General features: G+C 33.0%; 21 protein-coding genes. 1 reads left to right on the top strand and 20 read right to left on the bottom strand.

Annotated elements, in window-relative coordinates:
• Nucleotides 1-59: 59 nt before the first annotated feature.
• Nucleotides 60-689 carry a DUF4887 domain-containing protein gene (locus tag NSS86_RS02530; RefSeq protein WP_000070831.1) on the bottom strand — a complete coding sequence of 210 codons (630 nt, stop codon included), beginning with the start codon at nt 687-689 and terminating at the stop codon, nt 60-62.
• A gap of 702 nt (nt 690-1,391) precedes the next feature.
• On the opposite strand from NSS86_RS02530, the gene NSS86_RS02525 reads away from it, so the two are divergent.
• Nucleotides 1,392-2,294 (top strand): TIGR01777 family oxidoreductase, encoded by a 903-nt coding sequence (locus NSS86_RS02525; protein WP_000816304.1) that lies wholly within the window; start codon nt 1,392-1,394, stop codon nt 2,292-2,294.
• Between the two features lie 242 nt (nt 2,295-2,536).
• On the opposite strand, the gene clpP is transcribed toward NSS86_RS02525, so the two are convergent.
• The 19 genes from clpP to raiA all read right to left on the bottom strand — a co-directional run bounded on the left by clpP (nt 2,537) and on the right by raiA (nt 25,263).
• Entirely contained in the window at nt 2,537-3,124 is a 588-nt protein-coding gene (clpP, locus tag NSS86_RS02520) for an ATP-dependent Clp endopeptidase proteolytic subunit ClpP (protein WP_001049165.1), read from the bottom strand.
• Nucleotides 3,125-3,687: 563 nt separating this feature from the next.
• Nucleotides 3,688-4,632 carry a DNA-binding protein WhiA gene (gene whiA, locus NSS86_RS02515; RefSeq protein ID WP_000006551.1) on the bottom strand — a complete coding sequence of 315 codons (945 nt, stop codon included), beginning with the start codon at nt 4,630-4,632 and terminating at the stop codon, nt 3,688-3,690.
• A gap of 110 nt (nt 4,633-4,742) precedes the next feature.
• Complete coding sequence (locus NSS86_RS02510) at nt 4,743-5,738, bottom strand: YvcK family protein (protein WP_001248939.1); 996 nt, start codon at nt 5,736-5,738, stop codon at nt 4,743-4,745.
• On the bottom strand, nt 5,735-6,646 hold the full coding sequence (gene rapZ, locus NSS86_RS02505) for an RNase adapter RapZ (protein WP_000369722.1): 912 nt from the start codon (nt 6,644-6,646) through the stop codon (nt 5,735-5,737). Before rapZ ends, NSS86_RS02510 begins: the two co-directional genes overlap by 4 nt.
• An 885-nt stretch (nt 6,647-7,531) precedes the next feature.
• Entirely contained in the window at nt 7,532-8,467 is a 936-nt protein-coding gene (gene trxB / locus NSS86_RS02500) for a thioredoxin-disulfide reductase (RefSeq protein WP_000134963.1), read from the bottom strand.
• A 66-nt stretch (nt 8,468-8,533) separates the two neighbouring features.
• Nucleotides 8,534-9,973, bottom strand: a complete 1,440-nt coding sequence (locus tag NSS86_RS02495; protein WP_000057543.1) for a tetratricopeptide repeat protein — start codon at nt 9,971-9,973, stop codon at nt 8,534-8,536.
• A 7-nt stretch (nt 9,974-9,980) separates the two neighbouring features.
• The gene (locus NSS86_RS02490; protein ID WP_001224793.1) at nt 9,981-10,466 is read right to left on the bottom strand and encodes a DapH/DapD/GlmU-related protein; all 486 of its coding nucleotides are present in this window, start codon (nt 10,464-10,466) and stop codon (nt 9,981-9,983) included.
• A 7-nt stretch (nt 10,467-10,473) separates the two neighbouring features.
• A complete protein-coding gene (gene lgt, locus NSS86_RS02485; protein ID WP_000513305.1) occupies nt 10,474-11,313 on the bottom strand; it encodes a prolipoprotein diacylglyceryl transferase in 840 nt (279 codons plus the stop codon).
• 5 nt (nt 11,314-11,318) lie between these two features.
• Nucleotides 11,319-12,251: an HPr(Ser) kinase/phosphatase gene (gene hprK / locus NSS86_RS02480; protein WP_000958224.1), complete on the bottom strand. Its 933-nt coding sequence runs from the start codon at nt 12,249-12,251 to the stop codon at nt 11,319-11,321.
• Nucleotides 12,252-12,914: 663 nt separating this feature from the next.
• Nucleotides 12,915-15,761, bottom strand: a complete 2,847-nt coding sequence (uvrA, locus tag NSS86_RS02475) for an excinuclease ABC subunit UvrA (protein ID WP_000662677.1) — start codon at nt 15,759-15,761, stop codon at nt 12,915-12,917.
• 7 nt (nt 15,762-15,768) lie between these two features.
• Nucleotides 15,769-17,754, bottom strand: coding sequence for an excinuclease ABC subunit UvrB (uvrB, locus tag NSS86_RS02470; RefSeq protein ID WP_000229241.1), 1,986 nt, complete (start codon nt 17,752-17,754; stop codon nt 15,769-15,771).
• 268 nt (nt 17,755-18,022) lie between these two features.
• Nucleotides 18,023-18,259, bottom strand: coding sequence for a CsbA family protein (locus NSS86_RS02465; protein WP_000638419.1), 237 nt, complete (start codon nt 18,257-18,259; stop codon nt 18,023-18,025).
• Nucleotides 18,256-18,906: a YfbR-like 5'-deoxynucleotidase gene (locus NSS86_RS02460; RefSeq protein ID WP_000538141.1), complete on the bottom strand. Its 651-nt coding sequence runs from the start codon at nt 18,904-18,906 to the stop codon at nt 18,256-18,258. The genes NSS86_RS02465 and NSS86_RS02460 overlap by 4 nt, the downstream gene beginning before the upstream one ends.
• Before the next feature lie 173 nt (nt 18,907-19,079).
• Nucleotides 19,080-19,919: a CHAP domain-containing protein gene (locus tag NSS86_RS02455; RefSeq protein WP_000753319.1), complete on the bottom strand. Its 840-nt coding sequence runs from the start codon at nt 19,917-19,919 to the stop codon at nt 19,080-19,082.
• A gap of 147 nt (nt 19,920-20,066) precedes the next feature.
• Nucleotides 20,067-20,174, bottom strand: coding sequence for a hypothetical protein (locus NSS86_RS02450; RefSeq protein ID WP_001792175.1), 108 nt, complete (start codon nt 20,172-20,174; stop codon nt 20,067-20,069).
• A gap of 153 nt (nt 20,175-20,327) precedes the next feature.
• Nucleotides 20,328-21,438 (bottom strand): peptide chain release factor 2 gene (gene prfB, locus NSS86_RS02445; RefSeq protein ID WP_010956549.1). Its coding sequence is split into 2 segments (ribosomal slippage): nt 20,328-21,365 and nt 21,367-21,438, totalling 1,110 coding nucleotides; the frame shifts between segments, so codons are not numbered across the junction.
• A 161-nt stretch (nt 21,439-21,599) separates the two neighbouring features.
• On the bottom strand, nt 21,600-21,704 hold the full coding sequence (locus tag NSS86_RS02440) for a hypothetical protein (RefSeq protein ID WP_001790092.1): 105 nt from the start codon (nt 21,702-21,704) through the stop codon (nt 21,600-21,602).
• A 41-nt stretch (nt 21,705-21,745) separates the two neighbouring features.
• Nucleotides 21,746-24,277: a preprotein translocase subunit SecA gene (gene secA / locus NSS86_RS02435; protein ID WP_000506531.1), complete on the bottom strand. Its 2,532-nt coding sequence runs from the start codon at nt 24,275-24,277 to the stop codon at nt 21,746-21,748.
• 413 nt (nt 24,278-24,690) lie between these two features.
• On the bottom strand, nt 24,691-25,263 hold the full coding sequence (gene raiA / locus NSS86_RS02430) for a ribosome-associated translation inhibitor RaiA (protein WP_000617735.1): 573 nt from the start codon (nt 25,261-25,263) through the stop codon (nt 24,691-24,693).
• Nucleotides 25,264-25,310: the final 47 nt, after the last annotated feature.

The raw sequence follows: 25,310 nt of genomic DNA, 5'->3' as shown, positions 1-25,310 counted from the left end.
GAGACAACCTAATTAATTGTGTTGTCTGTCATACTGGTTCATTTTTGTTTGACTAAATACTACTTATCATTAGCATTATTTTGTTTATTTGTTGTTGATTGGCTATTTTGTTGTGGTGCTTGTGGTTTTGCTTGCTGATTTGATTGATTATTTTGTTGATTATTATTTGGCTTTGGTGTTGGTTGTTGCGGCTGTGGTTTAGGCTGAGCTGGTTGTTTATTATCATCAGTTTTCTTCTGATTATCATCTGATTTATCTTGAGATGCATTGTCATCCTTATCTTTCGACTCATCCTTTGATGCTTTATCATCATTCTCTTCTTTAGCAGGACGTTGCTTTGTAGGTGCTTGTTGCTGAGGTGGCACATATTGATATTGATTCTGCTGTGGCAATTGCTGATATTGGTTTGCTTGTGAATCTAGCTCATTCTGCTCTTTTTCCTCTTGTTGCTTTTTCTTTCTCTCTTTTTCTGCATTTTCTTTTTGACGCTTTTCTTTTTGTTCCTGCTTTTGTTCGTTCAACATACGTTCTTTAGCTTTATTCGAATGATCTACATATGCAAAAATTGCAAATACTAATCCTCCGAGTAATAGCAATACCGTCGCAATGCTAACTACTTTCGCTGTTGTACTCATTTTCTTCTTACTTCCATCTTCATTTTTATTGTAGTCGTAATTTTGATTCGACATACTCTCCCTCACTTCAAACTAATTTAAATATAGAAATTATCACGCAACCATTAACATTTTCACAACTAATTTGCTTACCTAGTTTCTACAAATATTAATAAACATTTACTCTTTTTGCCTTCTTCAACTTAAAACTGCCTTCACTATTACTCACTCGTAAATCGGATTCATTTTTACAAAGAAATAGTAGTCTTATATATCTTAACATTTAATAACTAAATCAAACATATTTTGAGCCTTTTTTTGAAAATTAACATTTTAACCTTTTTGATTTTACAACAAATTATAGCTACGTATTGAAAATTAAAGCATTGGTTTAAGTGTTGTGTTAAAAGTTTTTATGTTTAGATTGTTATATTACTATGTATTCTTAAATTTGTTTAAAAAATTAATGCTTTAAATTGATGTATAATGGGAATAAGAAATAAATAAAAACGACCCGCACGATTAACGTACGGGTCCACTACTAAAGGGAGTCAAATTTTTACCTTCGTTTGTATCATGCAGCGTTTTACACATACTTTTAAGAGATGTTTATTCGTTATCGAAGGTACACCTTTATTATAACTTATATCATTTTTATTAAAATACAATTCAAAAAAAGTTATTGACATATTATTGTCTAAATAATGTATAACCTTTGAACAACAATAATGATTATTAAATAGTAACTAAATACAAAATTACATGGGGTGAATGATAATGAAACAATACTTAATTACTGGTGGGACTGGTATGGTTGGATCTCAATTAGTTAATGAAATTAAAAAATCAGATTCACATATCACGATATTAACGCGACACGACCAAATTTCAAATGATAAGAAAATTTCATATGTCAACTGGGCTAAATCTGGGTGGGAACACAAAGTTCCTCAAAATATCGATGTGGTCATCAACTTAGCAGGTGCTACACTGAATAAACGATGGACACCGGAATATAAACAAACGCTAATGCTAAGTAGAATTCAATCTACGCAAGCTTTATATGAATTGTTTAAATCACGTAATAAAGCACCTAAAGTTTTATTTAATGCTAGCGCCACTGGTTACTATCCTCCTGATTTATTTATGAGTTACACAGAAGTTTATAAAACTTTACCATTTGATTTCTTATCAGATATTGTGTATCAATGGGAACGTTTCGCACAACAATTTGAACAATTAGGTACGCGAGTTGTCATCGGTCGTTTCGGTATGATTTTATCGAATGAAGGCGGTGCGTTACAAACAATGAAACTACCATACAAATATTACATTGGTGGTAAATTAGGTTCTGGTCAACAATGGTATTCATGGATTCATATCAATGATTTAATTCAAGCTATTTTATTTTTAATAAATAACGAGTCAGCTAGTGGTCCGTTTAATTTAACTGCACCTATACCTGAGCGTCAAAATTTATTTGGCTACACTTTAGCAAGAGCTATGCATAAGCCCCATGAAACTTGGGCACCAAGTCTTGCAATGCGTCTCATACTTGGTCAAATGTCAACAGTAGTATTGGATACTCAAAAAGTATTACCTAATAAAATTCAAGCATTGGGATTCCAATTTAAATATAGTAATTTAAAAATGGCACTTGAAGATTTAATCAAAGAATAATCAATACCATTAATGAGCATTAGAAACAACATATGTACTAAATGTAATGTCTAGAGCGACTTACAAACAAAGGATTGAAATGTTCCTTTCAATGTCTACTTTGAAGGGAACATTTCATATAGTTACGGTTCAACTAGCTTCATTCAATCATATTTCCGCTCAAAGTATAGTAAACAATTTATTGACACCTCGGTTTACTCATACAAAAAGAGCAGACTGCTTAGTCTACTCTTTACTTTGAATTATTTTGTTTCAGGTACCATCACTTCATCAATTAAGCCATATTCTTTAGCTTCTTCTGCAGTTAAGAAGTTATCACGATCTGTGTCTTTTTGTATTTTTTCAATACTTTGACCAGTACGCTCTGATAAAATGCGGTTTAATTTTTCACGTGTTTTTAAAATGTGATTTGCAGCAATTTCGATTTCAGTTGCTTGTCCTTGAGCACCACCTAATGGTTGGTGAATCATTACTTCTGCATTTGGTAACGCGAAACGTTTACCTTTTGCACCAGCTGCTAATAAGAATGATCCCATTGATGCAGCCATACCGATACAAATTGTTTGAACATCAGGTTTAATGTGTTGAATTGTATCATAAATCGCAAAACCAGCTGTTACACTTCCACCTGGTGAATTAATGTATAAATAAATATCTTTCTCTGAGTCTTGCGCTTGTAAGAATAATAACTGTGATACGATTGAATTTGCTACGTTGTCATCAATTTGTGAACCTAACATAATAATACGGTCTTTTAATAAACGTGAGTATATATCATATGCACGTTCACCGCGGTTTGTTGTTTCAATAACTGTAGGAATTAAATTCATCTATATTTCCTCCTTGTAATAACTGTTACTCATTATTTTACATATTAAGTCAAATTTGGTCAAACACTTTGACTTTAAATAGTTACATTGTTTGACGCTTTTCTCTTTCCTTTGTAAACTGATAATATCTATTTTAGATTGTACTTATTTTACTTCTCATAGTACAGAGATATGATTACATATTTGCTCCTTGTGGTGTAATGGATAACACGTAAGATTCCGGTTCTTAAGATAGGGGTTCAATTCCCTTCAAGGAGGCTGTTTTAATAAAATACAATACTTTTCAATACAGAGAATCCCGCAAAGTCGGGATTCTTATTTATGCTGATTTTGTTTTTGTCTATGATCAGTGACTCAATTAATTATCACATTCATATTTTCTTATGACCAAATTGATACATATGATGCTACTTAATGAGAAAATTAGGTAACGCTTGGTTATTGAATTTCCTTCATTAAACTTTCCAGCTCAATTTAATAGTTAGTCGACTATTATTCATTAAACACTTTTTAATCATAAAAAAGGTATTTTTGATAATTCACTACCAAAAACACCTTCTTACTTATAATTCTATTTGTTCACCATTTCTAATCTTATCGGCTAAATCATTAAGTTTTCTTAATCGGTGATTTACACCTGATTTTGAAATTGGACCAGTTGATACCATTTCTCCAAGCTCTTTCAACGAAATTTCTTGATGTTCTACTCGAATTCTAGCAATCTCTCTCAACCTGTCTGGTAAATTTTCAATACCAATTTCTTTATCAATCAATTTAATGCTCTCAACTTGTTTCATCGCAGCACTAACTGTTTTATTTAGATTTGCCGTTTCACAATTAACGAGTCGGTTAACAGAATTACGCATATCTCTTACAATACGTACGTCTTCAAATTTTAATAACGCTTGATAGCCACCTATCAAACTAAGAAAATCCGAAATCTTTTCCGCTTCTTTTAAATACGTAATACTTCCTTTTTTTCGCTCTAAATGTTTGGCATTCAACTCATAACTATTCATTAGTTTCGTTAAGCCTTCTGCATGACTCTCATTTTGAGAAAAAATTTCCAAATGGTACGAAGATGTTTCAGGGTTATTCACTGAGCCACCTGCCAGAAAAGCTCCTCTCAAGTAACTGCGTCTCATTTCATCATCTTGAATCATTGAATGATCAATTTCATGCGTAAAAATGCCGTCTTTTAAAATTCCTAATTCATCAAGAATTTCTTTCGCTTTCATCTTTGTACGACAAATATAAATATTATTTTTTTTAAGCTTCATTTTTTTACGGACTAATATTTCAACTTCCACATTAAAGACACGTTTAATCAACGAATAAATACGTCTTGCCGTTGTTGCATTTTCCGTTTGAACATTTATAACAAATTGTTGATTTGAAAGACTAAGTGCACCATTCATTCGAATCAGCGCACTGAGCTCTGCTTTTGCATTCATTTCATCGACGTCTATTCTAGTTAATTCATTTTTCATTTCTGATGCAAAGCTCATCGTACAGTCATTCCTTTCTTATTTAAAACATGATTCACCTTAGAACCACTGTCTATTTTCATTTTTTTACACAGCTCTATTATCATATCATAATATGATTACGTTCTATATTATTTACGTTTATCACTTGGTACGAAAGGAATAGTACTAATTAATTCTAAAGCTATATCATAAATCATTGTCGATAACACTTTAGTATTATGTCTTACTAAATGATTTTCAGAAATTTCAACTAAATTTGAAGATGTTTTTACATTTATGCTTTCTTTTTCAAGTTCAGCCTTATTAACTTCAACTGGTTTAGAATGTTTTTCTTCATATTTTTTCAAAACTTGAGCATTGAAAGTTTGTGTACTACAAATGACATAATCAATAAACGGTTGTCCAGCTTGTCTATGAATCGCATCGATATGATCTTTCACGCTATAACCATCTGTTTCCCCAGGTTGCGTCATCACATTAGAAACATATAGCTTAGGCGCATCAGAATGAATTAACGCATCTGAAATACCATTGACACATAAGTTAGAAATAACGCTCGTATATAATGACCCTGGTCCAAGAACGATTAAATCTGCTTCCCTTAAAGCATCGATTGCTTCTTCCATTGGTTGCACATCGTTAGGTTCTAAAAACACACGATCAATTTTTTTATGTTTTTTAGGAATATTTGTTTCTCCAAAAACAATTTCTCCATCTTCCATAACAGCATTTAATTGCACACTTGTATTTGTAGATGGAATGACTCTACCTTTAATATTTAAAATTTTACTTAATGCTTTAATGGCATGTCCGAAATCATTCGTAATATTAGTCATACCTGCGATTAATAAATTACCTAATGAGTGACCGCTAATTTGATTTTCTTCAAAGCGATACTGAAAAAGTTGGCTTAAAACTGACTCAGAATCACTTAAAGCTGCAATCACATTTCTGATGTCTCCTGGTGCTGGTATATCCATTTCATCTCTGATTTTCCCTGTACTCCCACCATTATCAGCAACTGTTACAATCGCCGTAATATCAATTGGGAATTCTCTTAATCCCCTAGCCATAACTGATAAGCCAGTGCCACCACCGATAAGTACAACTTTTATTTGTCTCATTTTTTCTCGCCACTTTCAATATGTGCGTCCCTATGATGCACATAAACATTATATTCAAATACTTCATTTAGATAATTACCTAGTCGTTCTGCTAATGCTACAGATCGATGTTGTCCACCCGTACAACCGATGGCAATTACTAATTGAGATTTCCCTTCTTTTTTATACCCGGGTATCATAAAATCTAACAAATCAGTTAATTTTTCAAAGAAAATCTCCGTCTCTTTCCATTTCATAACATAATTATAAACGTCTTTATCTAATCCTGTTAAAGGTCTTAAATCTACTACATAATATGGATTTGGTAAAAATCGTACATCAAATACTAAATCTGCATCCATCTGAATTCCATGTTTAAAACCGAAACTTGTGACATTAATTGTAAAAGTTTCAAACTCTTCATCTTCATAGTATCGACGAATGCGTTCTTTTAATTCTTTAGGTGATAACTTTGTAGTATCTATAACAAAATTAGCTATACTTCTAATTTGAGACAAATGCTCTCGCTCATCATTAATTGCATTAATTAAGGATCTTTTACCTTGTTCCATCAAAGGATGTGCACGACGCGTTTCTTTATATCTTGAAATTAATTTTTCAGTACTTGCTTCTAAAAACATAACATCAATGATGACGTCACTTTCACTTTTAACTTTATCCACTACTGCAACTAATGAATTAAATAGTTCCTTACCTCTTAAATCAATTGCAATTGCCACTTTTCTTAAGGATGGATTTCCTTGTTCCATCAACTCTACAAATTTAGGCAATAACACTGGTGGTAGATTATCTACACAAAAATATCCCATGTCTTCTAAACATTGAATAACCAAAGATTTACCTGCTCCAGATAAACCTGTTACAACTAATAGTTCACTTTTACTTTTTTCTTTTTCATTATTATCCATTATTTTTTCACCGCCAAAACGAATTTCATGATGTTAATTTAAATGTTCTATGACAAAATTAAGCAACGATGTTTTATATTTATTTCCAACTATGTCTAGATTAAATTTCTAAAAATATACATCATTTAAAGGAGCTTGGGACATAAATCAATGTCCTAGGGTCTATAATATTATATTGCTAGTAGTTGACTGAATGAAAATGCGCTTGCAACAAGCTTTTTTCAACTCTAGTCAGGGGCCCCAACACAGAGAAATTGGATTTCCAATTTCTACAGACAATGCAAGTTGGGGTGTGGGCCCCAACACAGAGAATTTCGAAAAGAAATTCTACAGGCAATGCGAGTTGGGGTGTGGGCCCCAACACAGAGAAATTGGATTTCCAATTTCTACAGACAATGCAAGTTGGGGTGTGGGCCCCAACAAAGAGAATTTCGAAAAGAAATTCTACAGGCAATGCGAGTTGGGGTGTGGGCCCCAACACAGAAGCTTACGATAAGTCAGCTTACGATAATGTGCAAGTTGGGGTGGTACAACGATAAAGTAATACTTTTTCTATAGAAATTAGTATTTCTTATGCATGAGTTTTACTCATGTATTCCTATTTTTAAGTACACATTAGCTGTGGCTAATGTATAAGAACCACTACATAATAAATCATTAGTGGCTCTTTATCATTTCTGTCCCACTCCCATAAAGTTATAAGTTTAATATAACATATAAAAAAAACTAGAACTCATTGAAACGCACAAATGATACGTACTAAGTTCTAGTTTTCTATATAATTTGCTTTAATTTAAAAGTAAGACATTATTTTAACAAGGTGATGACACTATTAAAATAAATATCCAAATAACTTACAACTCAACATCTTAATTCGACCTCGAATTAAGCTTGATCGTTTAAATGTTCAATATATTCCGCTGCACTTTGCGCTGCAATACTACCATCGCCAGTAGCAGTGACAATTTGGCGTAAACCTTTGTCACGAACATCTCCTGCTGCAAAAATACCTGGTACTGATGTTGTCATATCATCTTTTGTCACAATATAACCAACATCATTCGTAATACCTAAGTCTTTAAATGGCGCTGTTAATGGTTTCATACCAATATAGATGAATACACCATCAGCCTCGTGTGTTTCTTCTGAACCATCTTTTGTAGACGTTAATGTCACAGAACCCACTTTGCCGTCTTTTTCATTAATTGATTTCAAAGTATGACTCCAAATAAAGTCGATTTTATCATTTTTGAATGCTCTATCTTGTAAAATACGCTGTGCACGTAACTCATCACGACGGTGAACGATTGTTACTTTGTCAGCAAATTTAGTTAAGAATGTTCCCTCTTCTACTGCTGAGTCACCACCACCGATAACGAATAGGCGTTTATTTTTAAAGAATGCACCATCACATACTGCACAATAACTTACACCGCGTCCACCAAGTTCTTGTTCACCCGGAACACCAATTTTCTTGTATTCTGCACCTGTAGCAATAATGACCGCTTTCGCTGTTAATTCTTTATTACCAAAGTTAATCACTTTATATTCGCCTTTATCTTCTACAGATTTAATATCTCCATATTGATAAACTGCACCAAACTTTTTAGCGTGTTCAAACATTTTTGTAGATAAATCTGGACCTGTAATCATTTCGAAACCAGGGAAGTTCTCTACTTCTTCTGTATTAGCCATTTGACCGCCTGGAATACCTCTTTCAATCATAACTGTTTTTAAATTAGCACGTGATGCGTATACTGCAGCAGTCATACCAGCTGGACCTGCACCGATAATTGCTATATCAAAATCTATTTCAGTCATTTTATTAACGCCTCCTCATTATTAATCATTATGCGCATTATATAATAAATCTAACTTTTCATAAATCTATATGCTCAAGAGAAATTCAATCATTTTGTTCAGTTTATATTGTGTTATGCCTAACCATGTTGTAATTTGCTTCTTTGTAACGTTTCGAGGTTGATTTTTAAAATACAAATAAATAAACGCACCGATATATGGCTCAACATCAGTTAAATCTACTTTTTCAGCAATTATGAGTTCACCTTGATTAATCCATGCAACCATTAAATCATTTTCACTTACAAATAATTCATTTTGGTAAAGCGTTAACAAGCCGCGATGAATGAAGTCTAATTTATTGAGCGTTAAACCTTGAACTAAATACGTTAAATACAATTTCTCATAATTATTTAGATTTTCCAGAACCTGCCAAATACTTTCCGTCATCACAATTTCTTTACCATTTAATTGATCCAATAAAAAAATACCATATAAACGATAATGACTGTCATCACTTTGAAGTAATGGCAAAATATGTTGGTCAAAAACTTCTTTGCTATTTTCAATTACCCAAGGCGCATGTCCAATTTCCACTTTAGAAATTTGCTTCAATTTATCCCAGTAGTAATGACTTTCGTCTTCTTCACCTAAATAATAATAATTATATGCTAAAGCATTGTACATTTGAATTGATAAAAATTTCCCTTTTTTATATAAAGGGTACAACAATTGTTGTGATGCACGATACTGCTTTAAATAACTTAATACAATACCTAATTTAAAACTTTCATCGTCATTCATAGGTACAACTTTGTTTAATATTTTTAAATATTTTTGATATTGTTCATTTTCCTTAGTGTTATAAAGTAGCAAAGTATAATGGCATAATGCATATATATCTGTACTATCCTCTTGTAATAGTGCTTCGTACAATGCTTTAGCCGTATCATATTCACCGAGATATAAATAACACATTGCCAATAAATTACGTACGACACGATGATCTTGAACTTCTTGTGGTTGATGTAAGACATAATTCTTTGCATCTTTTAATCGACCTTGAGAAAAAAGATATTGGAATAGTATTTGAACTACAAACAATTGAGCTTCAAGTTCAATTTGTTCTTCGCTTTGATATTTCACATCAAACATTTGATCTAATTCATCTCTATAATCTTGGTCGTCGCTAACAATAACATAATTAATACCAAACAAGAATGCCTTGTTTGGTTCGTTAACTTCAATGTTGAGCTGACTCAATTCATAAAAGCTATCTTCTAGATGCCTATTATAAATAATATTGTCATAAAATAAATGTTCTGCTTTTTTAGCAATACCAAGTTGCACTAGACATTGTGCATAATCAATTTGAATTTCCAGATCATCAGGTGACAATTCTAACACTTTTTCAAAGTATTCAGCAGCTCGTTTATATTCTCTTTGTTTAAACTTCTGTTTAGCCATTTTACGATAAAATGCATCATCAAAAGTCATTGGAATTACATTATTATTCTTTTGCGCCATAAAATTGTCACCTCCTAATCATTTTTATATACATAGGGTTGCCATATGCAAATCCATTATCCGGTATATCTTTTGAAACAACCGTACCAGCTGCAACTTTTACATTGTCACCAATCGTTATACCGGGTAAAATGGTAGCATTTGCACCAATCAAAGTGTTAGATCCTATCGTCACTGGTCCATAACGAAATTCATCAACTAATGCTTCATGCGTCAAAATTGTTACATTGTAACCAATAACACTGTTACTACCAATCGTAATCAGTTCTGGGTAAAAAATATCTAACATTACTTTATAAGCTATCGATGATTGATTACCGATATTAATATTTAAAAGTTGTTTATATATATGTCTTTTCAGTACCATACTTGGAATAAATTTCGAAAATTCAATGATAATTACATTCTTAAAAACTTTCGAAAATTTAACAAGACGGTATACACGCCATAAAGGGTTTGTATGATGATGTGTTTTTGATAAAAATTTTCTCAAAATATCACTACTTCACTTTTTTTGTTGGCCATGGAAGCGCCCCAACTTTGCTATACAACGGTGGATTATACTTAATCCTTCTATATACAATTAAACTTATACTTATTAAAATTAAAAGAATTGATACTAATTGTGCAACTCTAATATTACTTGTGAGCATTAAGCTATCTGTACGTAATCCTTCTATAAAGAATCGACCAATTGAATACCAAGTTAAATATAAAAAGAATGTTTCTCCTAATTTTAAATGTTTACGAATATTAACTAAGATAATAAATCCAGCGACATCCCAAATGGATTCATATAAGAATGTTGGATGATAATATTGGCCGTTAATATACATATTTTCTATTATAAAATTAGGCAAATGTAATTGTTCTAAAAAAGCGCGTGACACCGGTCCACCATGTGCCTCGTGATTCATAAAGTTACCCCAGCGTCCAATTCCTTGCGCTAAAATTATACTTGGCGCAACGATATCACCAATTTGAAATGGGTTTAAATTTTTCACTTTACATACAATAACACCAGCAATAAAGCCACCTATTAAACCACCATGTATTGCTATTCCACCATGCCATATTTTAATAATTTCACTTGGATTTTCCGCGTAATATGGCCATTGGAAAATCACAAAATAGATTCGTGCCGCGATAAATCCAAATAGTGCACTATAAAAAATAATATCTACTAAAGTATCTTTATGTAATCCTGCTTTAACTAGTGCACGTTGTGCAACAAAGTAACCAAGTAATATTCCGACAGCAATGATAATTCCATACCATCGTACACTCAGTGGTCCTAAGTTAAATGCCACAGGATCTATATAGTTAAATACAATACCCATTCAACCTACTCCTCACTCTTATGACTGTTCTTGATAATTTCTTCATTTAATCTTTCACTAAATTCTTCGGCAGTGTTAATGCCCATGATATTTAATCGATAGTTCATTGCAGCGACCTCAATAATTACCGCAACATTTCTACCAGGTCTTACAGGTATTGTTTTTTTAGTGATTTCAGTATCTAAAATACTTAGCGTCTCTTCATTAAGACCTACGCGGTCATATAACTTTTGCTTGTTCCAGTTTTCCAAATTAATATTTAATCTAATTCGTTTTTCAGTTAATATTGAACCCGCGCCAAATAAAGTCATAACATTGATAATACCTAGTCCACGTATTTCTAATAGATGTTCTATTAACTTTGGTGGTTTCCCTATTAGTTCATCTTTATTAATTTGACGTATTTCTACATTATCATCTGCTACTAATCTATGCCCACGTTTAACTAATTCCAACGCAGTCTCACTTTTACCTATTCCTGAATCACCGGTAATTAGTACACCAACACCGTAAACATCTACTAAAACACCATGTAAAGATGTCGTCTTTGCAAGTGCATGCTCTAAAAACGTTGTTAAGCGACTCATTAAACTTGTAGTCGCATCTTTAGCAACTATAAGTGGGGTATTTAATTCTTTTGCAGCTTCAACTAATTCTTCTGGTGGCTGCAATCCACGTGTCACAATAATTGCAGGCGTTTCTGGTCTGCATAGTTTACGCATACGACCTGCGCGATCCTTATCTGGTAATAAATTGTAAAACGATAGTTCCGTTGTTCCTAATAGTTGTATTCTATCTGACGCATAATGTGAAAAATAACCTGCCATCTCTAAGCCTGGTCTTGATATATCAGCATTTTTAATTGGCTTCGATAGTCCTTCTTCACCAGCGATTAAATCTAACTTTAATGTTTCAACTAGTTTTTCTGTCGTTAACATGGGTTCACCTCAATTGTATTTATCCCTACTCTTACATCTCTTCTTATCATATCAAAAATATAACACCAATCTACATTGAAAAGCTAAAATAAATATTAATTGTTCATTATTGTTATTATTTTACAAGTCAATATCAATCATTAATTTATTGCTTGCTTAATTTACATGGTTCATATCGCCATAAAAGTCCGAGCCATAAATCAATGACCTAAGCTCTACAATGATATATTGTAATTAGTTGGCGGGGCCCCAACATAAAGAATTTCGAAAAGAAATTCTACAGGCAATACAAGTTGGCGGGGCCCCAACACAGAGAATTTCGAAAAGAAATTCTACAAACAATGCAAGTTGGGGTGGGCCCCAACATAAAGAAATACTTTTTCTTTAGAAATTAGTATTTCTTATGCATGAGTTGCACTCATGCATTCCTATTTTTAAGTACACAATAGCTGTGGCTAATGACAAAGAACCACTACATAATAAATCATTAGTGATTCTTTATCATTTCTGTCCCACTCTCAGTTTCGATTTATGTTTAGCAACTCTAGATTGACCCTATCTTAACATAATTCTTTTTACGCATCTTTTCTTTCTACTATTCATTACTAAATTAATAAAAAGAAGTGAAGGGTAAATTTACAACACCCTTCACTTCTTTTAATCTTATTTATCTTCAGTATTTTGTTTATCTCGTTCAAGTACTTCTTTTAAATACTTTCCTGTATATGATGACTTTGTCTGAGCAATATCTTCGGGTGTGCCAGTCGCAACAATAGTACCACCGCCACTACCACCTTCAGGACCTAAGTCGATAATATAGTCTGCTGTTTTGATAACATCTAGGTTATGTTCAATAATTACAACAGTGTCACCATTTTCAACTAATCGATTTAATACTTTTAATAATCTGCTAATATCGTCAACATGTAACCCTGTTGTTGGTTCGTCTAGGATATAAATAGATTTACCAGTTGAACGTTTATGAAGTTCAGATGCAAGTTTCACACGTTGAGCCTCACCACCTGATAACGTTGTAGCTTGTTGACCTAATGTGACGTATCCAAGACCAACATCAACTAGTGTTTGTAACTTGCGCTTAATCTTAGGAATATTTTCAAAAAATTGTGTTGCTTCTTCAACAGTCATTTCTAAAATGTCAGCAATATTTTTACCTTTGTAAGTAACCTCTAGTGTCTCACGATTATATCGTTTACCATCACACACTTCACAAGGAACATAAACATCAGGTAAAAAATGCATTTCAATTTTAATAATACCGTCACCTTTACAAGCTTCACAGCGTCCACCTTTTACATTAAAACTAAAACGCCCTTTTTGATATCCTCGAATTTTAGCTTCATTTGTTTGCGCAAACACATCACGTATATCATCAAACACACCAGTATATGTTGCTGGATTAGAGCGTGGCGTTCTACCTATCGGTGATTGATCAATATCAATAATTTTATCAAGTTGATCAATACCTTCAATCTTATCGTACAATCCTGGCTTTACTTTAGATTTATTAATTTTTTGAGCTAATGATTTGTATAATACTTCATTTACTAATGAGCTTTTACCAGAACCTGATACACCTGTAACAACCGTCATGATTGATAGTGGTATGTCCACATCAATCCCTTTAAGATTGTTGCTTCTAGCTCCACGTATAGAAATTTTACGATCTGAAGCCGGTCTGCGATATTCAGGTACGTCAATACGTTTCTTACCACTCAAGTATTGTCCTGTTAATGATTTTTTATCTTTCATTACCTTTTGAGGTGTCCCACTAGACACAATTTGTCCTCCATGTTCACCAGCACCAGGCCCTATATCCACTAAGTAATCAGCCGCACGCATTGTATCATCATCGTGTTCAACTACAATTAAAGTATTTCCTAAATCTCTCATTTCTTTAAGTGTATTAATTAATCGATCATTATCTCTTTGATGCAGTCCAATTGATGGCTCATCTAATACATATAAGACACCAGTCAAACGCGACCCAATTTGCGTTGCCAATCGAATACGTTGTGCTTCACCACCTGAAAGTGTACCTGAAGCTCTGTTTAGCGTTAAATATTCAAGTCCCACATTATTTAAAAAAGTGAGTCGGGAAATAATTTCTTTCAATATTTGATTTGCAATCGCTTGATCTTGTTCTGACAAATCAATGTTTTTATAATAGTTCAGCGCTTGACTGATTGAATATTCGACTACTTCACCAATATTTAAACCACCTACATAAACAGATAACGCTTCACGACTCAATCGCTTTCCATGACAAGTTTCACAAGGTAGTTCGGTCATATATTTACTCATCATTTCACGTGTATATTCTGAAGGAGATTCATGGAATCGTCTACTTATATTAGGAACTACACCCTCGAAAACCATTGTTCGTTTTCTAGTACCACCTTGACGTTGTGTAAATGTAAATTCAATTTCTTTGTCACCAGAACCATACAATAAAATATCACGTTGACGTTCTGTTAACTTTTTAAAAGGTTTATCCATATTGATTTTATAAACTTCACAAACACGTTTTAACAATGTTGGATAAAAATCAGAACTCGTCGGTATCCAAGGTTCTATTGCACCTTCGTTTAGCGTCTTATCTTTGTCGGGAACAACCAAGTCTACATCGACTGTTAACTTTTGGCCTAAGCCATCACATGTCGGACAAGCACCAAAAGGACTGTTAAAGCTAAACATTCTTGGTTCTAACTCTCCGATTGAAAATCCACATATAGGACAAGCATGGCTTTCTGAAAACTTAAGGTCTTCCCCGTCAATGACATCAACTGTTAATTGTCCTTCTGAAAGCTCTAACGCAGTTTCTATAGAGTCAGCTAGTCGTGTTTCAATTCCATCTTTAACAACTAATCGGTCTACAACAACTTCTATTGTATGATTCTTGTTCTTATCTAAAGTAGGTACATCATTTACATCAACAATTTCGCCATCGATTCTTAAACGTACATAACCTTTTTTACCAATATCTTCGATTAGCTTTTCATGACTACCTTTACGATGAGCGATGACAGGTGCTAATAATTGAATCTTTGTACGTGCCTCTAATTCCATAATGCGGTCAACCATTTGTTGTACTGTTTGCGATTCAATTTCTATATTGTGATTTGGACAGTAAGGTTTACCAACACGTGCATATAACAAACGTATATAATCATATATTTCTGTTACTGTTGCTACAGTTGATCTTGGATTTTTACTTGTTGTTTTTTGATCTATTGAAATTGCTGGCGATAATCCTTCAATTGTATCAACATCTGGTTTGTCCATTTGGCCTAAAAATTGACGCGCATAGGCACTTAATGATTCAACATAACGTCGTTGTCCTTCAGCATATATAGTATCGAATGCTAATGACGATTTACCTGACCCAGATAAACCTGTCATAACAATTAATTTATTTTTAGGTAGTTCGATATCAATATCTTTCAAGTTATGCGCACGAGCACCTTTTACTACTATGGATGGTTCTTTCATTTACTTGTCACCCTTCTGCTTTTAATTCAAATAACATATCTCTTAATTCTGTAGCTTTCTCGAAATCTAAATCTTTCGCTGCTTGTTTCATTTCTTTTTCTATATTGTCGATTGTCTTTTGACGTTCTTTTTTCGTCATCTTCTTAGGTATCACAGTTTGTGCTTTGTCATTATTTTCGTCATTTTCAACAGTAGCACTAATTAAATCATGTATTTTTTTATTAATTGTTTTAGGTGTAATACCATGTTTTTCATTATGTTTCATCTGTATTTCTCGACGACGTTGTGTCTCATCAATTGCATACTTCATCGAATCAGTCATTTTATCGGCATACATAATGACTTCACCTTTATCGTTACGCGCAGCTCTACCTATTGTTTGAATTAATGAGCGGTTAGAACGTAAAAATCCTTCTTTATCTGCATCTAATATGACAACTAGAGAAACTTCTGGTATATCAATACCCTCTCTTAATAAATTAATACCTACGATAACATCATATGTACCCATTCGTAAGTCTCTAATTATTTCGATTCGTTCTAATGTCTTGATTTCTGAATGCAGATAATTAACTTTAATACCCGCTTCTTTCATGTATGTGGTTAAATCTTCACTCATCTTTTTAGTGAGCGTTGTAACAAGTACGCGTTCATTACGCTCAACCCTTGTTTGAATTTCACTTAATAAATCGTCAATTTGATTTTCAGTAGGTCTAACCTCAATTTTAGGATCCAGTAAACCAGTAGGACGAATAATTTGTTCAACCATCTTATCCGTATGTTCAATTTCGTATGGTCCAGGCGTTGCAGATACATACACAAGTTGTTTTGTCTTTTCTTCAAATTCTTCAAATTTAAGTGGACGGTTATCTAATGCACTCGGTAATCTAAATCCATGATCCACCAAAACTTGTTTACGCGCTCTGTCTCCGTTATACATGCCTCGAACTTGTGGTAATGTCACATGTGATTCATCAATCATTACTAACCAATCATCGCCAAAGTAATCCAATAAAGTATACGGTGTCGAACCCAGTGGTCGCAAAGTTAAATGTACGGAATAGTTTTCAATTCCTGAACAGAATCCCATCTCTCGCATCATTTCTAAATCATAGTTGGTACGCTGTTCTAACCTTTGCGCTTCTAGTAATTTATTCTCATCTCGTAATTCTTTCAATCGTTCTTCCAATTCTTTTTCAATACGTTCAATCGCAACTTTCAACTTTTCTTCACGTGTTACGAAGTGAGAAGCTGGGAATATCGCAAAATGTTCTCTTTCTTTCAACACTTCACCTGTTAGGTAGTTAACTTCTCGGATACGGTCAATCTCATCGCCGAAAAACTCAACCCTTATACAAAGTTCTTCTTTAGAGGCTGGGAATATTTCAACTACATCACCACGCACTCGAAACGTTCCTCGTTGGAAATCGATGTCATTTCGTGTATATTGCACATCTACAAGTTTTCTAAGTAATTCACTTCTATCCATTTCCATACCAACTCGAACACTTACTACTAAATCTTTATATTCTTCAGGATTACCTAAACCATATATACAACTTACACTAGCAATAATAATTACATCATCGCGTTCAAATAATGCACTTGTAGCAGAATGTCGTAGTTGATCAATTTCATCATTGATTGAGGCATCTTTTTCAATAAAAGTGTCAGTAGACGGTACGTATGCCTCAGGTTGATAATAATCATAGTAACTTACAAAGTATTCCACCCTGTTTTCAGGAAAAAATTCTTTAAACTCACTATATAATTGCCCTGCTAATGTTTTGTTATGTGCGATAATTAACGTTGGTTTCCCAACTTCTTTAATAACATTACTCATCGTAAATGTTTTCCCTGTGCCAGTTGCACCTAATAAAGTTTGATGTCTTTTCCCCGCTTTAATACCATCCACGATTTCCTTAATTGCTTGCGGTTGGTCACCTTGAGGCTCAAAATCAGAATGTATTTTAAAAGGATAATGTTCAACCATTGTCACATATGCCTCCTCTTTCAACGTATTATTTATATTTCCGCTCAACTCTTCGCTTTCTCATTACATATTTTAGCAAAGTAGCCACACAAAAAGCAAACGTTTGTTCGTAAAAATGTCGAACAAAGAAAAACAAACATAGTTGTGCTAACTATGCTTGCCTTAAATCAAATCGTTTATCTTGTTATTTTTAGTATGTAAATACACATTATATTAATCATCGTTTTGTTTCAACAAATTTGTTTGAAACATTATTTTAAAGTTAATCTTAGCGATCTTCATCTTGATGTTTATGAAATTCGAGTTGATCTATAATTAAATAACCAGCTAATAATGACACTACATCAATAAAAATAATCCACTCGTTATGGAAATACTCTTTATAGATTGAGGCACCAATTAAAATTAATGTCAGAATAGTACCGACCCATTTACTTCTTGTTATTACACTAAATAATACTACCAAGACACATGGAAAGAATGCTGCGCTAAAATACCATATCATTCATTTTCCTCTTTTCTTTTATTTAAAATGTTCATGGTTGTTTCTCTTAATTCTGTTCTAGGTATAAAGTTTTCAGTCAACATTTCTGGAATGATATTATTAATAAAATCTTGTACAGATGCTAAATGGTCAAATTGAATAATTGTTTCTAGACTCATTTCATAAATTTCGAAAAATAATTCTTCGGGATTACGTTTTTGTATTTCTCCAAATGTTTCATAAAGCAAATCAATTTTATCAGCAACTGAAAGTATTTGGCCTTCTAATGAATCATCTTTACCTTCTTGCAGTCGTTGCTTATAAACATCTCTATATTGTAATGGAATTTCTTCTTCAATAAAGGTCTCTACCATTTCTTCTTCAACTTGCGAAAATAATTTTTTTAATTCACTACTCGCATATTTAACAGGTGTTTTTATATCACCAGTAAACACTTCAGCGAAATCATGATTTAATGCTTTTTCATATAAGCTTTTCCAATTAATCTTTCGACCATGATATTCTTCAACTGTTGCTAGATATTGAGCAATTTTAGTTACTTTAAAGGAGTGTGCTGCAACATTGTGTTCAAAATATTTAAATTTTCCAGGTAATCTTATAAGTCTTTCCATATCTGATAATCTTTTAAAATATTGATGTACACCCATTTCAATTACCTCCTCCATTAATTAATCATAAATTATACTTTCTTTTTACATATCAATCAATTAAATATCATTTAAATATCTTCTTTATATAACTCTGATTAAATGATACCAAAAAATCCTCTCAACCTGTTACTTAAACAGGCTAAGAGGATAGTCTTGTCTTGATATATTACTTAGTGGATGTAATTATATTTTCCTGGATTTAAAATTGTTCTTGAAGATTTAACATTAAATCCAGCATAGTTCATTTCCGAAACAGTAATTGTTCCATTAGGGTTTACAGATTCAACAACACCAACATGTCCATATGGGCCAGCAGCTGTTTGGAAAATAGCGCCAACTTCTGGTGTTTTATCTACTTTAAATCCTGCAACTTTTGCTGCGTAATTCCAGTTATTTGCATTGCCCCATAAACTTCCTATACTTCTACCTAATTGTGCACGACGATCGAAGGCATAATATGTGCAGTTTCCATAAGCATATAAGTTTCCTCTGTTAGCAACTGATTTATTGTAGTTATGTGCAACAGGTACAGTTGGTACTGATTTTTGTACTTGAGCAGGTTTATATGCTACATTAACTGTCTTAGCTACTGCTTGCTTAGGTGCTTGCTTAACTACTACTTTTTTAGACGCTTGTTGTACAGGTTGTTTTACTACCTTTTTAGCTTGGCTTGCTTTTCTTACTGGTGATTTAACCGCTTTAGTTTGTTTCACTTTATTTTGAGGCACAAGTGAAATCACGTCACCAGGAAAAATTAAAGGTGTTACACCAGGATTGTATGAATATAATTGATTCAACGTTAAGTGATGCTCTAAAGCAATCTTATATAATGAATCGCCAGCAACTACTGTATAAGTTGTCGGTGATTGCGTTTGTGCTTGAACATTTGATACATAGTTATGTTGAACAGGTGTTTTTACTTGTGTGCCATGTTGTTGTGCATGTGCTGCATTATTTAAAGCTAAAAAAGCTAACACTGACGAAACCGTCACTGTAAGAGTTTTTTTCATCTTGCTGTCATTCCTTTGCTGTTAGTATTTTAAGTATGCAAATACTATAGCACAATACATTTTGTCAAAAGCTATTGTTATAACGATGTAATCAAATGGTTAACAATATAAAAAGAATACAACCTTTTATCATAGTGTAAAATGTATTCATACCATGTAATTGAGAACGTTTTCAACGATTAATTCAATACCTTGAAAATCGCCATAGGTAATATTACTAAATGCACACTGCATATGTTGTTTTAACAAACACAACTTTTAAAAAATATATTCTAACTCTATCTACCGAATTGTACTTAAATATTCATAAACAAATCATATTCCAAAATCTAATTTACAATTTATTTAGCTACCTTTAAAAAAACCAAAAACCGACGCCCTTTTAGAGCCTCGGTTTTAAAATATATATTAATCGTGCGACATTGTCTGTCTTAAATATGATTCGATAAATGGTCCAATGTCTCCATCCATCACTGCATCAACCTTACCTGTTTCTTCGTTCGTACGATGATCTTTCACCATTGAGTATGGATGGAAAACATATGATCTAATTTGGCTTCCCCAGCCGATTTCTTTTTGTTCGCCACGAATTTCAGCCATTTCACGTGCCTGCTCTTCCAATTTTAATTGATATAATTTAGACTTTAACATTTTCATAGCTGCTTCACGGTTTTTAATTTGAGAACGTTCATTTTGGTTATTAACAACTATACCTGAGGGGTGGTGGGTAATTCGTATTGCCGATTCAGTTTTGTTAATATGCTGACCACCTGCACCAGAAGCTCTGAATGTATCAACTGTAATATCATCCGGATTGATTTCAATCTCTATTTCATCATTATTAAAATCTGGAATAACGTCGCATGATGCAAATGATGTATGACGACGTCCTGATGAATCAAATGGAGAAATTCGTACTAGTCGGTGTACACCTTTTTCAGCTTTTAAATAACCATAAGCATTATGCCCTTTGATGAGCAATGTTACACTTTTAATCCCCGCTTCATCCCCAGGTAGATAATCAACAGTTTCAACTTTAAAGCCTTTCTTCTCACAATAACGTTGATACATTCTAAATAGCATATTAGCCCAATCTTGAGACTCCGTGCCACCTGCACCAGGATGTAACTCTAGAATTGCGTTATTGGCATCGTGAGGCCCATCTAATAATAATTGCAATTCGTATTCATCCACTTTAGCCTTAAAATTAATGACCTCTTGCTCTAAGTCTTCTTTCATTTCTTCATCAAATTCTTCTTGTAATAAATCCCAAGTAGCATCCATGTCATCTACTTCTGCTTGTAGTGTTTTATAACCATTAACTATTGCTTTTAACGCATTATTTTTATCTATAATATCTTGCGCTTTCGTTTGGTTATCCCAAAAATTAGGTTCTGCCATCATTTCTTCATATTCTTGGATATTAGTTTCTTTGTTCTCTAAGTCAAAGAGACCCCCTAATTTGTGTTAAATCTTGATTATACTTATCTATATTTCGTTTGATTTCTGATAATTCCATAGCCTTCGCTCCTATTTCAATTCAAGTCATTGATTTGTATCTTTTATAATGCTAAATTTTAACATAATTTTGTTAAATAACAATGTTAAGAAATATAAGCACACGACAATTAGTTTATGCTTTTATTGTTAAAAATCAGTACATTTATCATCGACATATGCCTAAACCGATTTTTTAAAACTAAGTACATAACAACGTTTAACAACTTCTTCACATTTTTTAAAGTATTTAACGCTTGTAAAATAAAAAGACTCCTCCCATAACACAAACTATAGGTGTTTAATTGGAAGGAGTTATTTTATATCATTTATTTTCCATGGCAATTTTTGAATTTTTTACCACTACCACATGGACAATCATCGTTACGACCAACTTGATCGCCTTTAACGATTGGTTTCGGTTTCACTTTTTCTTTACCATCTTCAGCTGAAACGTGCTTCGCTTCACCAAACTCTGTTGTTTTTTCACGTTCAATATTATCTTCAACTTGTACTACAGATTTTAAAATGAATTTACAAGTATCTTCTTCGATATTTTGCATCATGATATCAAATAATTCATGACCTTCATTTTGATAGTCACGTAATGGATTTTGCTGTGCATAAGAACGTAAGTGAATACCTTGACGTAATTGATCCATTGTGTCGATATGATCAGTCCAATGGCTATCAATAGAACGAAGTAAAATCATACGCTCAAACTCATTCATTTGTTCTTCTAAGATATCTTTTTGACTTTGATATGCTGCTTCAATCTTAGCCCAAACGACTTCGAAAATATCTTCAGCATCTTTACCTTTGATATCATCCTCTGTAATGTCACCTTCTTGTAAGAAAATGTCATTAATGTAGTCGATGAATGGTTGATATTCAGGCTCGTCATCTGCTGTATTAATATAGTAATTGATACTACGTTGTAACGTTGAACGTAGCATTGCATCTACAACTTGAGAGCTGTCTTCTTCATCAATAATACTATTTCTTTCGTTATAGATAATTTCACGTTGTTTACGTAATACTTCATCGTATTCTAAGATACGTTTACGCGCGTCGAAGTTATTACCTTCTACACGTTTTTGTGCTGATTCTACAGCTCTTGATACCATTTTTGATTCAATTGGTGTAGAGTCATCTAAACCTAGTCGGCTCATCATTTTCTGTAAACGTTCAGAACCAAAACGAATCATTAATTCATCTTGTAATGATAAATAGAAGCGACTATCCCCTTTATCACCTTGACGTCCAGAACGACCACGTAACTGGTCATCAATACGACGAGATTCATGTCGTTCTGTACCTATTACTGCTAAACCGCCTAATTCCTCTACGCCTTCACCTAATTTGATATCTGTACCACGACCAGCCATGTTAGTGGCAATAGTAACGGCACCTTTTTGTCCAGCGCCTGCAACAATTTCAGCTTCACGTTCATGATTTTTCGCATTTAACACATCATGACGGATACCACGTTTTTTAAGTAAATTTGAAATATATTCAGAAGTCTCAACTGCAACAGTACCTAATAGCACTGGTTGCCCTGCCTTGTGTTTTTCAACAACATCTTCTACTACTGCATCAAATTTACCTTTTTGGCTAATGTAAATTAAATCAGACTTATCGTTACGTTGCACAGGTTTATTTGTCGGAATTTGAGTTACTGTCATGTTATAAATATTTCTAAATTCTTCTTCTTCAGTTTTAGCTGTACCTGTCATACCCGCAAGTTTATTGTACATTCTGAAATAGTTTTGGAATGTAATAGACGCCATAGTTTTAGATTCATTTTGAATTTGAACGCCTTCCTTCGCTTCAATAGCTTGGTGTAAACCTTCTGAGAAACGACGGCCTGGCATTGTACGTCCTGTAAATTGATCGACAATTAGTACTTCGCCATCAACAACCATATAGTCTACGTCACGTTGTAATGTAACGTGCGCACGTAAAGCTGTGTTGATATGACTAATAACATCAACATTTTGTACATCATATAAGTTTTCAACTTTGAACATACGTTCAGCTTTATCCGCACCTTGTTCTGTTAAATGTACGGCTTTCGTTTTTTCATCGTATTTATAATCTTCGTCCTGTTTTAACATTTTCGCAAAAACATTTGCTTGTGTATAAAGTGACGTTGACTTTTCAGCTTCACCAGAAATAATTAATGGCGTACGTGCCTCGTCGATTAAAATTGAGTCAACCTCATCAATGATTGCAAAATGTAATGGACGCATTACTCTATCTTCAGAATAATTCACCATGTTATCTCGTAAGTAATCAAAACCTAGCTCATTATTAGTACTGTAAGTAATGTCTTGTGCGTATGCTTCACGTTTTTCTTCTGTCGTCTTACTGTTTAAGTTTAATCCGACAGTCAAACCTAAGAAGTTATATAACTCAGCCATTTCTTCACTTTGAACACTTGATAAGTATTCATTGACTGTAATAACGTGAACACCTCTACCAGCTAATGCATTTAAGTATGTTGGCATTGTCGCTGTTAATGTTTTACCTTCACCTGTTCTCATCTCAGCGATATCACCTTTATGAATTGCAATACCACCCATAATTTGAACTTTATATGGTGTCATATTGAATACACGTTTAGAGCCTTCTCTAACAAGTGCATATGCTTCTGGTAAAATTTTATCTAAATAATCATTTTGCTTTTTGACATTATCAATGTCAGCTAATTCTGTTTGGAATTGTTTCGTTTTATTACGAATTTCTTCATCAGTTAAAATTGCCGTTTTTTCTTCTAAAGCGATTACTTTATCAGCAAGTTTACCTAACTGTTTAATTTCTTTATTATTGCCATCAAGAATTTTTGATAAAAATCCCATTTCGTTCGCTCCTTTAGCTAAAAAACTGTTTGGCCTACAACAATATATCTTATCATTTATAGTTAGAAAATTATACTTATTTACTCATTTGTGGAATCAATATAAATATATTTATGACATACTTCATTCACATTCTGTTGTCAACAAGTTTATCACTAATAAATATATTCTCAATACGCAATTATACTTCCTAATAAATTATATTATAAATATTTTACGATTTTCGACTCGGACTATACAATAGACTGACATACTATTATTAACTTAACATTCAAATATATACATCCATTAACATTAGCATAGTCACTATGTTTCATTCAACAAATTACATTATCGAACTATGAAATAGTCATAATTTGCTTTTGGAGTATAAAAAAGCACTTGTGCAAAAACACAAGTGCTTTAAACTTAATTTATTGTTCACTAGTTTGAATCAAGCCATATTTACCGTCTTTACGTCGGTAAACGATACTTGTTCCATCAGTTTCTCTGTCTGTGAATACAAAGAAGTCATGACCTAATAGATTCATTTGTAATACCGCTTCTTCTGAATCCATTGGTTTTAAGCTGAATTCTTTTGAACGAATAATTTCTATCTCGTTATCATCGTAAGCGTCATTATCAACTTGTGTTTCTTGCATTTCTTGTAATTCGGCAACAAACACTTCTTGATCTCCTCGATCACGGCTCTTACGATTAATACGTGTTTTATATTTTCGAACTTGTCTTTCAAGTTTATTATTAATTAAATCAATACCTGCGTATAAATCATCGTTTCGCTCTTCAGCTCTTAACGTAACATTTTTCAATGGAATTGTTACTTCAATTTTAGTAGCTGAATTTGAATAAGTTTTAACTTTAACATGCGCCACTGCATTTGGTACGTCATTAAAATAACGTTCCAACTTACCAATTTTTTCCTCAATATAGTTGCGAATAGCATCTGTGATAGTGAGGTTATCTCCATGAATTTCAAATCTAATCATAGTAATCTCTCCTTAAACCTCTTTATTGGTAACTCTTTATTATATTT

Origin of the sequence: Staphylococcus sp. FSL W8-0056 (assembly GCF_037963075.1) — a bacterium.
GTDB classification, from domain to species: domain Bacteria; phylum Bacillota; class Bacilli; order Staphylococcales; family Staphylococcaceae; genus Staphylococcus; species Staphylococcus aureus.
This window is presented reverse-complemented; position numbering and strand designations above follow the sequence as displayed.